The 16,621-nt window shown below is 44.9% G+C and carries 5 protein-coding genes; 2 read left to right on the forward strand and 3 right to left on the reverse strand.

Annotated features, from left to right (window positions below; all coding sequences use genetic code 11):
* Positions 1–160 precede the first annotated feature (160 nt).
* Entirely contained in the window at positions 161–1,327 is a 1,167-nt protein-coding gene (locus AAC854_RS13115; RefSeq protein WP_340617490.1) for a fatty acid desaturase, read from the forward strand.
* Between the two features lie 243 nt (positions 1,328–1,570).
* Here the strand turns inward: AAC854_RS13115 and speD are convergent, their stop codons facing one another.
* Both speD and AAC854_RS13125 read right to left on the reverse strand, forming a co-directional pair.
* The gene (gene speD, locus AAC854_RS13120; protein ID WP_340617491.1) at positions 1,571–3,076 is read right to left on the reverse strand and encodes an adenosylmethionine decarboxylase; all 1,506 of its coding nucleotides are present in this window, start codon (positions 3,074–3,076) and stop codon (positions 1,571–1,573) included.
* Positions 3,077–3,565: 489 nt separating this feature from the next.
* Positions 3,566–3,718: a hypothetical protein gene (locus AAC854_RS13125; protein ID WP_340617492.1), complete on the reverse strand. Its 153-nt coding sequence runs from the start codon at positions 3,716–3,718 to the stop codon at positions 3,566–3,568.
* 217 nt (positions 3,719–3,935) lie between these two features.
* On the opposite strand from AAC854_RS13125, the gene budC reads away from it, so the two are divergent.
* Positions 3,936–4,694 carry a meso-2,3-butanediol dehydrogenase gene (budC, locus tag AAC854_RS13130; protein ID WP_340617493.1) on the forward strand — a complete coding sequence of 253 codons (759 nt, stop codon included), beginning with the start codon at positions 3,936–3,938 and terminating at the stop codon, positions 4,692–4,694.
* 67 nt (positions 4,695–4,761) lie between these two features.
* Here the strand turns inward: budC and AAC854_RS13135 are convergent, their stop codons facing one another.
* Entirely contained in the window at positions 4,762–16,497 is an 11,736-nt protein-coding gene (locus AAC854_RS13135) for a non-ribosomal peptide synthetase (protein ID WP_422824083.1), read from the reverse strand.
* Between the last annotated feature and the right edge of the window lie 124 nt (positions 16,498–16,621).

Consider the following 16,621-nt stretch of genomic DNA (forward strand, 5'->3'; position numbering starts at 1 on the left):
TAAGCGACCACGAAAAACACGGGGTTACAATACGCCGGATGAGCTATTTAAAGGTACAAAAACTCATTTACTTCGTTTATAACGATGTTGCACTTAATATGTGAATCCAAGTGATCCTTTTTAAATTATCTTAAGTGGCTGGAATAAGAAAGCTGTTTAAGTGAATCTTCCAGTCACCGAGTTCAATGCTAATCAAAGCTTAATTTATCTCATTATTAATAAAATATCAGGAGGGGATTTAATTATGCCGTTGTCTGAAATAAAGTTAAGGAATCATTTCAATATATCTCGCAATGTGATTTCCAGTTTAAGAGTTCTGAGGAAGTTGGATAATTATCACTGGGCTATTTCACTTTCAAAAGATTACCTTGTTGTAATAATTGCGATATATTTAAGTGTTGGTATAAGTTTCTGGTTTTATCCACTCTCTTTATTGATGATAGGTTCGACACAACGGGCATTCACAAATATATTACATTACTCATCTCATCATGTTTTAGCTAAAAACAAGTTCCTGAATTATATCGCCGGGACTTTTTTATCCGGGCATTTGGTATTTCATTTGCTTAGTACTTATAAAGATCCTCATGTCAGGTATCATCACGCTCATTTAGGTGATCCAGAAAAAGATCCTGATTATAAATTTCATATAGATAGTGGATTATATGATTTTAATCAAAATGATAGAGAGTTTTTTATACAGAATATATTATTAACACTTTCAGGATACAGGACATTTAAATATATAAAATATGTAATAGAAGACATAATTAAATCAAGGAAAAACAAGGAGTTAAAAAAAGACGAAAATAAAGTTACAAAGAAAAAATCAGGAAATAAGAATGATAAAGAATCAACTTTCTTTTTTATTTATTGGATTGTGATACTTTCAATCATCATTTACTCTGGTTACTTCCTGTATTTTATTCTGCTTTGGATAGTTCCATTATTTACGGTTACAGTAGCTATTGGGTGGATTATTGGTATAGCTGAACATTATCCTCTGCCTGCATCTGAAAAGGAAGCATTATTGCTAACACGAAATACAAAAGGTATTTGGTGGGAACGCTTCTTGTTTGGAAGGCATTATGATAATTACCATTTAGTGCATCACTTGTATCCGGGCATTCCTCATTGGAACATCAAGAAAGCGCATATATATTTATTGAATGATCCCAATTATCAAAAGTGGGATGATCTGTGGGGAGGGATATTTATCCGTGAATATCCGCATCAAGAAACGATGCTAAGCTACGCATCAAAGTATAGAAAATTCAAAAAAGAGAATGAAGAGGGGAGTTTTGCAAAACGTCTACTCTCTATTTGAATGTTTTTTATATAAAACGATTTAATCTAAAAGGGCTTTCATAGCCCTATTGTGGTTTTTGGGGTATCAGGCAATCAGTTCCGGGAGATTTACATGAAATAGCATAACAATTTATATTATTTATTCTATAACTGATTGTCTTTCACACACGGCTAATTAACAATCAGTTCTTTCGTTGAGTGAATAAACTTAATGCTTCAACGTTGAGTAAGGTGCTAAGAAGATATTCTATTTATTTTAAAATTAAAAACCCCGCTGTAGTATCTTATATTCATATTCTTGGGCATTAAGCTGAGTTTGTAGCTGCATCATAAATGTATCTTGATGTTTAAATTCATTGCAAACGAATAAGTCAAGAGCGGCATACTGATATTCAGGCCATGTGTGAATGGTAAAATGGGACTCTGCTAATATGAGTGCACCACTGACACCCCATGGCTGGAATTGATGGAAATTATGAGTAACAACATTCAGCTCACATTGTTGGGCAATATCAAGCATGATTTTTTCAATGGCTGATACAGATTTCAGTACCTCTGTATCACAATCTTTCATATCTATAATAATGTGAGTGCCAAGCTGTCGTGTATGATCCGATGAGTTTACTTTTTCCTGACCACGATATTGGAATTTAGTGCCGTGACATTTATTACAAGTTGACTCTATGAGCTGTTCTATCGTTAATATGCTCTTTCCGTGTCCAATGGTTATCATGTTATTACATGATTTACATTGGTAAAATTTTATACGAGGGTTAATTTCTCCAGTATAGATTTTATCTGAATAATGATTTCTCCCTGAGATCATCGGGTAGGTTTGAGGTGTAACAGAAAGAACATAGAGATCGCTGACATTGCCGATAATACTTCCGCCATGATATTTATTGAATTGCGGATAAATATTTCTGATAAGAAGATTCTGATTGTTGAATAACCTTTGAACTTCTTGGTTTTCCATTGGTTTTTTTTGACCAAAGGAGAGTAAGATCTCACTATTATCATTTTTAGTGAAACTAATAGCGCGTGATAAAAATAGTTTTAATCCGCTCAATGTATAAGGTGGATCTGTCAAGACGATGTCAAAGTTTTTAGTGTATACATTAGAGAGTTTTAGATCTAAGTATTCAGTATTAATGACGAAATCATTTTGCTTTGCGACATCTCGAATAAATGTTAGTAGGTCTTGATCGATATCCTTGACAAAAATATTTTTTGAGCTGTCGTAGCCGAGATTTTTAAATGCCATCATCAGGGCTAAGGAAGTCAAATCATCATCACCCAAAAATAAAATATTTTGTTTAAATACTCTTGGGTTATTAAGTAATAGCATTACCCGGCGTATTGATGTCTCTAATGTTGCATGTGCCTGATCTAACAAAACATTTACTTGAGGCCTGCTGTTATATATTGGCTCCAATAAAACGGAAAGCTCTTTCTCAAACTCCTTTCGTCTCTCCTCTGATGACAGCAAGTTATATTTATTTATATCAATTGATCGATATCCCAGTTCATCTTGTACATATTTTACGCCTATGGGGTTTAATTTAAAAACACCTTTATTTTCAGCATAATTATATTTTATTAATTCTTTTTTAAATGCGGAGATGATAGGAATAGGTAAACCGCTTTTTAATGAAATGTCTTTATTTGATGTACGGTCATATAAATATAAACGTATTAATAATGTTTCTAGCACTTCAACTGGGTGTGACAACTCCATATTATTTCTTATAACATTCAGCGTGTTCATGGTAATCTCTTTTTACGTGATTTACTAATTTTACAACGTAATTAAAACTCAGAATTATTAACCCAGATGTTTAAATTCCACTTGAATCTGCTACTGTTGTTTTTTCTGAAGTCTGCAATTTATCCCCCTCCCATAAATTCTGGAAATTCACTTCTACTGTTTGTAGATCTAGCCATTATATAAGGGATTATAATTTTCAACTAGTTTCTATTACTATCAGAAATAGTAAATAAGAGTAATATGTTTATAACTTTTCTCTTAACTGAATCCACCAGCATTGTGATGCCTCTCGCAAATTTAATGTAAATATACTCAGGTTGGAGTATATTTCACTGTTTGGTTGGGCACGAAACAATCAGGCCTTTTTAAAAGTTACGATAAAGCGTATCTTATTTTTACTAAACCAATTAAATAATAACTAAAGGTGATTTTTTCATTTAAAAATAATTACAAGATAGCCGTTTCTCCAAGTATCATATGAATATTTATTCAGCCAGAAAGGGCGAGATCAAGAGTATTATTATCTTCTTTATTTGGAATCTGATAACCAATCTGAGTCAGAACACTATTTGGCATCATCGGCTCATACAAAATGGTGTGATGAGATTTTATTTCCAACCCCTGAGGATAGGATAAATTCATTAACTGTGTTTACTATCTGCCGTACGGCTGATAACGGACAGGCTTTATTGGCCTCTTTAATGGCAATATTGTGATCTCAACGAATGTTATCTTTTCGTTTAAGCAGGATTATGATCCGGCAAGGTTAATGATCCGTTTATCCGATAAAGACCGGATAAAATTTTCAGTGGAATTAGAGCCAGGCAAAACTTGAAAATACATCTATGAGGGCAATAACATGATTCGATTTGAGGATAAGGTTGTCATTATTACCGGCGCAGGAAGCGGTATCGGGGAAGCTACAGCAAAACGCTTTTCACAAGAGGGAGCCATTGTTGTATTGGCAGGACGGGATACTGATAAGCTTAATCGTGTACTCAGTGAGTTGTCATCGGACAAAGCGTTGGTGATTCAGACTGATGTCGCAGATCGGGAATCGGTCAAAAATATGGTTGATGAAACGGTCAGTCATTTTGGTCGGATAGACATTCTGGTCAACAATGCGGGTTTGTATGCTGTGGGCGATTTATTGAGTACTTCACAAGAAGACGGTAACGCAGTCCTGGCTACAAATCTTAATGGCGTACTCAATTGTAGCTATTTTGCTCTACCTCACTTGCTGGAAAGCAAAGGGTGTATTGTTAATAATGCCTCTGTTTCCGGGTTAGGGGGAGAGTGGGGCGGTGCTTACTACTGTACAGCGAAAGGTGCTGTGGTGAATTTAACGCGTGCCATGGCGCTGGATTATGGCTCACAGGGTATTCGCGTCAATGCGGTTTGCCCAAGTTTAGTCTTGACGCCAATGGTCGCTCGTTTTGACGATGAAACCCTGAAACATTTCGATAGACGTATTCCGTTGAAAAGGCCGGGCCAACCTTCCGAAGTTGCAGCCGCCATTGCATTTTTGGCGAGTGAAGATGCCAGTTTCATTAATGGTGTGAACCTGCCGATAGATGGTGGGGTAACCGCATCCAATGGCCACCCCAATTTTAACTGAAGAAATTAGCTATTAGATCAATGGTTGAAAAGTGGCTCCACAATACAATTTGCGGAGCCACTTAATTTTATTCCAGTGAACGGTAGTTTTTTGAGTTATTCAATAAAGCTGAGTGATTTTGGCTTACAACTCTGGCCAGTTCACATAATGTGGGATGGGTAAACAATGTTGCCAATGGAATTTCCATATTTTTCTCACCCATACGAGCTAACAATTGTATTGCTATCAGTGAATGGCCTCCCAGCGCGAAGAAATTATCATGTCGGCCTACCTGTTCCCGTTTCAGCAACTTCTGCCAGATCTCAGCCAGTGCAATTTCCACATCACTGAAAGGTGCTTCGTAATCGGAAGTTGTTACAACAGCAGATTGAGCTGATATCACTCTATCTTGCGGTAAGTCAGCCTGAATGGCGTTGAAATCGGCCAGTAATTTCTGACGTTCTGCGGCGGGTAAAGTTGAAATGCTCATGATGGAACGTTGAGGATCTGTTTCCAATGTTTCCACCAGATCAGTCAGGGCAGTGGCTATATCAGTAATCAGTCGTGTCGGATCGAGACCTGATACAGCCTGAGCCGTCAACAGAAAACCTTTACCCAAATCATCTACAGCCAGATAGATGGGATAGCTGGTTCTTTCTCGTCCTGTCACCAGACGTATACCTTCCCATCGGGTGTGGATGACATTCGGTTGGCTATGGCGATAGTTAAGGAGTGTGTTAAAGAGCGGCAGGGGAGGCTCTACAGCACTACAGCGCTGAGCCAGTGCTAATGATGCCTGTTCGTGTTCAAGTAACTGCGTCAAATTGCGGTAAGCGGTTTGTACGGTTTCTTGTACGTTGTTCCCTGCAAGTGGGATTCGTACAGGCAGGGTATTGATGAATAATCCCGGAATCCGTTCAATATCAACGCTTCCTTGCATGCGTCCGAGCAAGACCGTGCCGAAGACAATATCATCTCGCCCGCTTATTTTTGCCAGAACCTGTGCCAACGCGACATGGAATAGCACTCCGGGACTAACCCCCTGTCGGCGCGCTTGTTTGCGAATAGCTCTGGCGAGTGCTGCATTAAGTGGCTTGATAACCTCAGTTGCCGATCTGTCTCCACTGTGTACATCCCGTATTCCGAAGGGCGCAGTCGGTGTATTCACACCAGCGAGTACTCTACGAAAATAGGTTTCGTGGTCTGACGTCGGCACCTGCAAGGACTGGGCGATAAAGTTGCGGTAAGGCAGTACAGGCGGCAATACAGGAGATAAGTGCCCGTGCAGCAGTTCGTTGATTTCAGCAATGATAAGATTCAACGAAATATGGTCATTGAGTATGTGGTGACAGCAGAGAGCCAGCAACCATTCCTCTTGCTGCGGATCGTGGGCAATATCAGCAGATAATAGCGGAGCCTGACTTATATTGATGCGATGCCGACAAGGATCGGTATGTGCCAGCAATTGAGATGACACATCTTTATCGCCGTCTGGTACAAAGGTGTTGATGTGCAGGGATGCCTGACGACAAACAACTTGCACGGGTTGTGTTAAACCTTGCCAGCAGAAAGCAGTACGCAGAATATCGTGGCGGTTAATGATCTGTTGTAAAGCCGTCAGAAAAGTATCAAGACGTTCGCGGGTGTCGAAAGCGAGCAAGAGGTGCAACAGGTAAACATCTCCTTGTGTTTGCAGGAGATGGTGGAACAGCATGCCTTCCTGTAATGGTGCAAGTGGATAAATATCCTGAATGTTGGTCATACCATCGGGGATTGTGGCGGCGATAGTCTCAATTTCATGTTGCGTCAGGGAAACCAGCGGCAGCATATCAGGCGTGATGGTGGTGCAACCATCAGGGATGAGATTGGGCGGTACGGTGAATGAGGTTGTATTGTCCCCGATGACCTGCATGATTTTTGCCATTCCAGCCAGCGTTGGCGTGGAAAACACGGTACGAATATCAAGGTGCCAACCTTGGTTACGCAGCCGCTCGATCAGACTGATGACCATCAGGGAATGGCCTCCCAGCTCAAAGAAATGGTCATAACGACCGACTTTTTCCAACCCTAATAATGCCTGCCAGATCTCGGCCAACGCTATTTCCCTGTCACCGAGCGGCGCTTCATAAGCGTGAGTCACGATAGAAGCCTGATCCGACCTCGGCAGCGCTTGGCGGTTGAGTTTGCCATTGGGGGACAGCGGAAAAGCATCTAATGTCACAAATGCGCTGGGCAACATGTAGTCGGTAAGGTGCTGTGCAAGTTGCTGGCGCAGTTCTGCCGGCACCAGTTCCGTATTCGGTTCAGCGAGCAGATAAGCAACAAGACGTTTGTCGCTCCCTGTTTTTTCATAATCACCTGTTTTTCCATAAGAAGCATCTTCGCGAGCAAGCACGATAGCTTCACGCACGCCGTGACATTGCATCAATCTGGTTTCGATTTCCCCCAGTTCGATACGGAAACCACGCAGCTTGACCTGAAAATCATTGCGACCAAGGTACTCGATATTGCCGTCAGATCGCCAGCGGGCTAAATCGCCGGTCTTATACATACGGGCGTTGGGATGTTCGCTAAAGGGATCAGTAACAAATTTCTCTGCTGTCAGTGTTGGTTGGTTTGAATAACCACGGGCGACGCCCATGCCTCCGATATAGATTTCGCCACTTACGCCGATAGGAACTGGCTGACCAAGTGCATCTAAAATATAGATACGGGTATTGGACAGGGGCCGGCCAATCGGAATGTTGTTAGTGATTGAGGGGACAGATGTATTACCTATCATCATTTTCTTATCGATCGCTATCGTCGTGGCAGTGATGGTGATTTCTGTGGGACCATAGGCGTTGAACCAGCGGCAGGATTGAGTTTCCGGGCACGACAGCCAATCCATTAAACAGCGGTGATCCACTTTATCACCCCCAACAATAATGGTACGTAGATAGGGGCTGAAACCGCCACGTCCGGCCTTTATTTCTTGTACCCAATGGTGCCAGAAAGCGGTTGGTAAATTGATGATCGTCACTTTCTGTTCACGCAAAAAATCGACAAAAGCGCTATTTGGTATTTTGATATGGGATGGGCGCAGAACCAGCGTCGCGCCCGAAGCCAGAGTAGGGAAAATATCTGACACGGAAATATCAAACGCGAAGGTCACAAATTGCAGAATACGATCACCCGGGCGGGGTTCACTCACCTGACAATGTGCATGAATAAGGCTCACGACATTGTGATGTTCCAACATAACGCCTTTGGGATTGCCGGTTGAACCTGAGGTGTAGATGATATAGGCCAGATGGTGCGGTTGAAGCCCTGTCTGCTGGCTGTCAGGGTTATACGTCGGCTGTTTTTGCATGCTCTCTTGATGAATTTCATCGTCCAACAGCCAGATGGGAATATCTTGTATTGGTAAGCGTGTTTGTAAATGTTTTTGGGTCAACAATATGGCAGGCTGGCAGTCCGATAACTGATAAACCAACCGTTCAGTAGGATAGTCTGGATCAAGTGGAACATAACCGGCCCCGGCTTTTAAGATCCCGAATAGACCGATAATCATATCCAAACCCCGTTCAACATGAATTGCGACACGATCATCAGGGCGGACACCAAAAGCAATCAGGCTGTGCGCCAGTTGATTGGCGCGTCGGTTCAGTTCGTGATAACTCAAGGGTTGCTCTTCAAAAATTACCGCCACCGCATCTGGTGTGCGTTGCACTTGCGCTTCGAACAGTTGCTGAATCAAAGTATCTTGTGAAAAATCAGCAACCGCGTTTTGCAAAGATGGCGTGGTATTGAAATCAACCAATAACTGTTGGCGTTCTGCAACGGATAATATCGGTAAGTGTGCAATGGCTTGTGTCTCATCGCTTGTCATGGCTGTCAGCACATTGGTGAAATAATTCACCATGCGTTCAATCGTCTTCCGCTCGAACAGACTTGAAGCGTATTCCAGATAACCACTGATGTCATCTTGGGTTTCGGTCAGTGACAGCGTCAGGTCAAAATACGCACTGTGGTGTGGTGGCTCCATCAACGAGACAGATAAACCCGGCAATTCAAGGAACTGTGTGGAAGTATTGTTTAGTGTAGAAATATTGTTCAGGGCCAGCATAACCTGAAAGATCGGGTTATAGCTCAGGCTGCGTTCTGGTTGTAGGGTTTCCACCAATTGTTCAAAAGGCAGATCTTGATGTGCATAGGCTGCCAGTGCCCGTTCACGGACATGAGCGAGCAGATTTGCCACAGAGTTGCATTGTTCCAGTTCGACGCGTAAAGGCAATGTATTGACAAAAAAGCCAATCAATCCCTCAAGGTCACTCAATGAACGGTTGGCGACGGGGGTGCCAATAACGATATCGTCCTGTCCGCTTAAACGGGCAAGCACGATGCTCCAGGCTGCAAACAAGGTCATAAATAACGTTGTATCCTGACGTTGTCCGAGTGCTTTGAGGGCAGACAATAAATCAGCATTCAGGTGAACGGGCACATGATTGCCTTTGTAACTTTGTTCTGGTGGTCGTGGGTGATCGATGGGGAGAGCCAGCAATGTCGGTGCGTTTTGAAGCTGCTTTTGCCAGAAATCCCGTTGGGCAGTGAGAACCTCACCTTGTAGTCTTTTCTGTTGCCAGACGGCGTAGTCCGCGTACTGGAGGGGAAGGTGGGGTAAAGGATCGCCATTTTCTCCTGATGCGGAACGGTAGAGAGCACCCAGTTCGCGGAACAATATCCCGGTCGACCAGCCATCGGTGATGATGTGATGCTGGATAATGATCAGCACATGTTCTTCATCAGACAGTTGCAGCAATTGGCCCCGAACCATTGGCTCATTAGCAAAATCAAACGGGGTTTGTGTTTCGAGTTCCACTAATTCGTTAATACAGGTCAGGCGAGACGTTTCGTCTAATCTGCGCAGATCCTGATAGGTCAGAGAAAACCCAGTATCTGCGCTGTCGATATGCTGGTAAGGCTGTTCATCAATCAGGACAAAACGGGTGCGCAAACTTTCATGCCGACTGACGAGATGGTCAAGCGCAGCCGTAACCGCAGTATGATCAAGGTGTCCGCTGAGATGCAGGACTATCGGGATATGATAGGCCAGATTGGTTTTGGTATTGAGGCGGGTAAGGAACCACAAACGTTGTTGAGAGAAAGAGAGTGGCAGTGGCTGACAGCGATCAGCAGCAGGAATAACGATTTGGGTTGTCACAGGCGTGTCGGTGAGCAAGGTAGCCAAATCGGACAGGACAGGGTGAGAAAAAAGTTGCTGTAAGTGCAATTCCCGCGTCAGTTTTTGGCGTATCCGCGCGGCAAGTTGGATAGCAAGCAGGGAATGACCACCGAGTTCAAAGAAATGATCATGACGACCCACTCGTTCCAGTTTCAGCAGTGCTTGCCAAATCTCAGCCAGCTCAATTTCCATATCTCCGATGGGGGCTTCATAGTTACGGGTCACGAGTGCCGTCTGGTCAGGCATTGGCAGTGCCTGACGGTCGAGCTTGCCATTGGGTGTCAATGGAAAGGCATTAAGCGTCACAAAGGCACTGGGCAGCATATACTCGGCAAGGTGTTGGGCAAGTTGCTGGCGTAATTCTGCTGGCACCAGTGTCGCATTGGGTTTAGCTAGTAGATAGGCAACCAGACGTTTTTCGCCCGGCGTATCTTCCCGGGCAATCACAACCGCTTCACGTACATCGTGACATTGCGCCAGTCGGGTCTCAATCTCGCCAAGTTCGATACGGAAGCCGCGTATCTTGACCTGAAAATCGTTGCGACCAAGATATTCAATATTCCCGTCAGGTAACCAACGAGCCAGATCGCCACTTTTGTATAGACGGGCATCAGAGTCTGAAGAAAAAGGATCAAAGATAAAGTGTCTTGCGGTGAGTTCTGGAAGATTCAGATAACCGCGGGCGATACCGGTTCCGCCAATGTAAATCTCACCGATGGCTCCTATTGGAACCGGTTTTCCATGGCTATCGAGAAGATAAATTTTGGTATTGGCGATGGGTTTCCCGATGGGTATCCGTCCGATATAACGTTCCGGCACACATTGCCAGGCGGTAACATGAACCGCTGCTTCAGTAGGGCCATATAAATTGTGTAACTGACAGTGAGCAAAATGGGACAGGCATTGTTGCTGTAAGATATAAGGAAATGCTTCACCACTGCATAAAATGTGGCGCAGGGAAGGGCAGCGTCCGACGGGAATAGCATGGAGAAATCGTTGTAGCATGGCAGGCACAAAGTAGATGATCGTAATCCTGTGCTTTTCTATCTCGGACAGTAAATAGTGCGGATCTTTATGACCATCAGGATGAGCCAAAATTAGCTGGGCACCAAACATCAGGGGCGGGAATAGCTCCCAAACGGAAACATCAAAACTGAACGGTGTTTTCTGCAAGACACGATCCTGCGGGGTTAATTGATAAGTCTTCTGTGCCCAGAATAAACCATTCACGACCCCGCGATGCTCATTCATTACTCCTTTGGGCACACCCGTCGAACCCGAGGTATAAATGACATAAGCCAGATGGTGTGGTGTCAGGCCAAGAATTTGGGGATCTGGGTTGCTGGTTGGCATGTCCGCCATAAGAGATGCAAGATTATTGAGATCTACAATGGGTACGGTGTTGGTTAGCGAATTGATTAATGTTGTTTGGGTGAGCAAGGCAACAGGAGCGGCATCTTCAAGTATATAGGCCAGTCGTTCGGCAGGGTAGTTTGGATCGAGCGGGACATAGGCACCGCCGGCTTTCAGGATAGCGAGTAATCCTACCATCATGACAGGACTACGTTCAGAACAAATCGCTACCCGATCATCTGGGCGGACACCTAAGGCAATCAGATGATGCGCTAAACGATTGGCTTGACGATTCAGTTCAGCATACGTCAACGATTGTTCTCCAAAGGTGACAGCAATCGCATCGGGATTGTGTTGTACCTGCTTTTCAAACTGCTGGTGGATAAGCGTGTTTTGCGGGAAATCGGCTGCTGTATTATTGAAATCCACCAGCAACTGTTGACGTTCCCTAACGGGCAAAATCGAAATATCCAAAATTGGCTGGTGGGATGAAGTTTCCAGCGTTTCGACTAATCCCGTCAGGGCAGTGGTCATATAGCCGATCAGCCGAATCGGTTCGATATCCGATACGGTTTGGGCAACTAAACTAAATCCATCACCCCAATCATCGACAAACAAACCGATAGGATAATTAATTCTCTCTTCTTGCATCAGCAAACGCATACCTTCCCATTTGGCAAAGGTAGTCTCTGATTGACTATGACGATAATTGAGTAGTGTATTGAAGAGCAGCAAAGGGGGTATCACGTCACTACAATATTGGGCTTGCGTTAGTGTTGCCTGTTCGTGCTTCAGCAACTTCATCAGCCTGAGATAGGTTTCCTGAACGGTTGTCTGTGCGCTGTTATCCGTAAGCCTGATCCGAATGGGTAAAGTATTAATAAGCAGCCCCATCATTTGATCGATGCCCGTACCGCCCTGCATGCGTCCCAGCAATACCGTGCCAAAGACCACATCATCACGTCCGCTTATTTTTGCCAGTACTAGAGCCAAAGCAACATGAAACAATATACTGGGGCTGACACCCTGACGTTGGGCTTGAGTGCGGATAGCTTTGGCAAGTAGTGCATCTATGGGCTGTTTAGTCTCCGATATCTGCCTGTTCCCGCTGTGAATATCCAGTATCCCGAAAGGCGCTGTCGGTGTATCTACATCAGAGAGCACGTTACGGAAATAGGTTTCGTGAGCTGAGGTAGGCGCCTGCAAGGATTGGGCGACAAAGTGACGATAAGGTAATACCGGGGATAATTTTTCAGAGTGGCGATTGTCAAGACATCCGCTTTCGGTATGGCTACGCAATAATGTGCCGATTTCATCAATGATACGTTCCAGTGTTATATGATCACAGACTAAATGATGGATACACAAAACCAGTAACCACTCATCCTGACGCGGATCATAGGCAATATCGGCTGAGAATAGCGGTGCCCGACTCACATCAAGACGGTAGTGATGGGGATCGGTATGTGACAATAATTGAGAAGGGATATCCTGTCCGCCATCCGGCAAAAACGTATTAATGTTCAAAGATGCCTGCCGCCAGACGACTTGCACCGGCTGCGCCAATCCCTGCCAGTAGATTGATGTATGCAAAATATCGTGACGGTCAATGACCTGTTGTAAAGCCGCCAGAAAGACGTCCAGCCGTTCGCGGGTGTTGAAGGCAAGTAAATTGCGTAACAGGTAAGTATCTCCCTGTTTCCGCAACAGATAATGGAAAAAAATGCCTTCCTGCAATGGCGCGAGCGGATAGATATCCTGAATATTGACAGCCCCACCAGGAATAGTAGCGGCGATGGCATCAATCTCTTGTTGGGATAGGGAAACTAAAGTCAGCATGCCGGGTGTAATGGCAGTACAGCCGTCAGGGATGAGATTGGGCGGCACAGTGAACACCGTCGTATTTTTTTGTTCCCTGTTTCCTTGAACTGTATTCTCCTGAGCCGACAGTAGCGCTGTTGCCATCTCGTTCAGCACGGGTTTGGTGAATATAATCTGGATATCAAGAACCCATCCCAGATCGCGCAGTTGTTCGATCAGGCTAACGGCGATCAGCGAGTGCCCGCCAAGCTCGAAAAAGTGATCGTAGCGGCTGACATGTTTCACTCCGAGCAACCTTTGCCAGATTTGGCTCAGGATGGTTTCTGCTTCCCCGATAGGGGCCTGATAACTGCGTGTGACAATTGCAGTATGATCGGGTTTGGGGAGCGCCTGACGGTCGAGTTTGCCATTGGGTGTCAGTGGGAAGGCATCAAGTGTCACAAAGGCACTGGGTATCATGTATTCGGCAAGATGTTGTGCGAGCTGTTGCCGCAATGCCATTGGCTCCAGTTCAGCATCCGCCTTAGGCAGTAAATAGGCGACCAGTTGTTCTGGAGCCGCTCCATTTTCATCGGGCGTGTTTTCATCGGAACGATTTTCGCAAGCCAGCACCACAGCTTCACGCACGCCGTGGCATTGCCGCAGTCTTGCCTCGATCTCTCCCGGCTCAATGCGGAAACCGCGCAGTTTGATTTGAAAATCATTGCGGCCGAGATATTCAATCTTGCCATCGGGTAACCAACGCCCCAGATCGCCGGTTTTGTACATACGTGCGTTGTGCGCAGAAGAGGAGAACGGATTGATAAGGAAACGTTCGGCAGTGAGTTCGGGGCGATTCAGGTAGCCGCGGGCAACGCCGACACCAGCAATATAAATCTCTCCCACGACTCCCTGCGGAACGGGTTGACCGTAAGTGTCAAGAATATAGATTTGGGTATTAGCGATGGGATGACCAATCGGCGGCGCATGATTTTCCTGATTATCAATGCTTTTCTGACTCTCACATTGGCAGATGGTGGAACAAACGGTGGTTTCCGTCGGGCCATACGCATTGATCATCTGTCGTCCTTGCGCCCAGCGTTTGACCAGCGTAGGTGGACATGCCTCCCCTCCCACAATTAAGGTTTGCAGTGTTGCCGGAAGGGTATCCATTGTTGCCAGTGCGGTGGGGGACAAGAGGGCGTGAGTAATGGCATGAGTCTCTAAATAGTGAGACAGCATTGTTCCCGGCAGAAGATGCTCCCGTTTGGCAAGGTAAAGGCGAGCGCCCGCCAATAGTGCCATATAACATTCCCAAATGCAGGCATCGAAACTGTTTGAGGCAAACTGCAAGATTCGACTGTTTGGAGTGATGGCGAGTGTGTCTTGCTGGGTGGTAATCAAATTACCCAAACTGCGATGTTCGATCATGACGCCTTTAGGTTGCCCTGTGGAGCCAGAGGTATAAATGACATAAGCCAGATGACGGGAAGTCAGTCCCAGTGCTTGTACTTCCGGGTTTTCTTCCGATCTTTCATCCAAAACAGAATATTCTGGAGTATCAAGTAGTAGGGTTGGCAGGTGACTGTTCCACGTTTCTGCCGGCATTGTTTGAGTAATCGTCGTCTGAGTCACCAGAGCCACGGGGGTTGAATCATTGAGCATATAGATCAGCCGCGTGGTCGGATAAGTCGGATCGAGTGGCACAAACGCGCCCCCAGCCTTGAGGATACCTAATAAGCCGACAACCATTTCCAGACTGCGTTCAATACAAATCGCCACCCGATCATCAGGACGAACGCCAAGGGAAATCAGGTGGTGTGCCAGACGATTGGCACGTTTGTTCAATTCATCGTAACTCAGCGATTGCTCTTCAAAGACCACGGCAATGGCATCCGGTGTGCGTTGTGCTTGTGCTTCGAACAGTTGATGAATCAGGGTATCCTGCGGGAATTCAGCTTGGGTGGCGTTGAAATCCACCAATACTTGTTGGCGCTCAATGTCGGGCAGGAGAGGCAAATTGACTATTTTTGTATCCGTCAGGGAAGGGATCTCCAGAGAAGTGAGAGCGGCATCAAGCAAGACGGCAAGACGGGACTGGAGCGCCATAACTTCCGTGGTATTCAGGTAATCAGGAGAAAAATAGAACTCAATGGAAATCGGGGAATAGGTATCTTCAGGACGGGCGGTGTTTATATATTGTTTGATTCTGATACAAAGCGGATAGGGGGCACCAGAATGTAGGTCGAAAAGTTTGACGCTGGTGTTCTCTCCTTCCATATGCAGATTTGTTTTAAACGGTTCGAGAGATAACGCCACATCAAATAATCGCGCATTCCCGACTTTTTGCCGGATGTGTCGTTGTCGGTTGAATTCTACGATGGGAAAGCGTTGATGCTCATGGCAAAGACTCATTTCGGTTGCAGCTTTGCGCATGACATCACGAAACGTATCCTCCGGTGAAAGGGTGATGCCAATGGGGATCACGGTTGCGAACATTCCCATCGTGCACTTTTGTCGCGTATTTTTGCGGTTATGCAAGGGACTGCCGATGACAATTCTGTCTACATCTGTTGTTCGTGCGAAATAGCAGGCCAGAATGGCATACATGAAATGCAGGAAAGGTAATCCCTGTCCGCCAACCGCCTTTTCGATGCGTTTAAAGAGTGTCTGGTCGATTGACCAGCGAGCAGGCTGAGACGCAATGGGATTAGTTTGTTTGTGGTTTCTGTTGTTATTGACATCAATGCTATTGGAATTGGCAGGCTGGAGTAAAGGGGGAGGCAGGTTTTCATAACGCTTCAACCAAAATTGCATGTCCTGTGAGTAGTGTTCAGAAGCGAGATAGTTGAGGTTATCCGTAATAAAATCAAGATAAGAGTGAGCGGAGTTGTTCAGTGTTTCTCCTTTCATCAGACGGTTGTAGGCATTGATAACCTTGTCAAGGAGTATGAACATACCCGTGCCATCAATGATCAAATGATGACAACAAAATTGCCAGTACCGGCAGGTATTGCTGACCCGCAATAATTTGGAACGCCACAGCACCTCATCCAAGTGAAATGGACGCATGAATTCAGCATCCATATATTGTTTTGCTCTGATGTCAGCGTCTGGATGCGATGAAAAATCGTGTATATCCACGACCACAGGGAGGGAATGAGCAATTTTCTGAGTAGGCAAGGCATGGGTGTTGATCAGTTGCAAACGCAGAGCGTCATGGCAATAAACAACGGCTTCAAAGGCACGGACAAATAATGCTTCATTAAACTCTCCTTCGATGCAGATGAAAAGGCTGAGATGGTAGTTGGAAGAATTGGGATGGATAGCCTGATCAAACCAGATAGCTTGCTGAGGAGAACTAAGAGGATAGGTATGCAAGGGAAGAGAGTTGTTATTACGAACTGCTGAAGAAGTTTGTGAAGAGTTGTTATGCAACATGCTCATTTCTCCTTTACGATAGTTCTTTTTTGCAATAGTAACCTTTTAAAATTAAATTAACTGAAATAAATACCAGATGTCGATATTTTTTGTTATCGGGAAGTTAATCGCCACAGTGGATACTGTGGTG

The sequence above is a fragment of the Xenorhabdus entomophaga genome (assembly GCF_037996725.1).
GTDB lineage: Bacteria > Pseudomonadota > Gammaproteobacteria > Enterobacterales > Enterobacteriaceae > Xenorhabdus > Xenorhabdus khoisanae.

What these genes read in the sequence shown, in the direction of transcription:
- speD (WP_340617491.1), bottom strand. Translation starts at nt 3,076, where the DNA reads ATGAACACGCTGAATGTTATAAGAAATAATATGGAGTTGTCACACCCA.
- AAC854_RS13125 (WP_340617492.1), bottom strand. Translation starts at nt 3,718, where the DNA reads ATGAATTTATCCTATCCTCAGGGGTTGGAAATAAAATCTCATCACACC.
- budC (WP_340617493.1), top strand. Translation starts at nt 3,936, where the DNA reads ATGATTCGATTTGAGGATAAGGTTGTCATTATTACCGGCGCAGGAAGC.
- AAC854_RS13135 (WP_422824083.1), bottom strand. Translation starts at nt 16,497, where the DNA reads ATGAGCATGTTGCATAACAACTCTTCACAAACTTCTTCAGCAGTTCGT.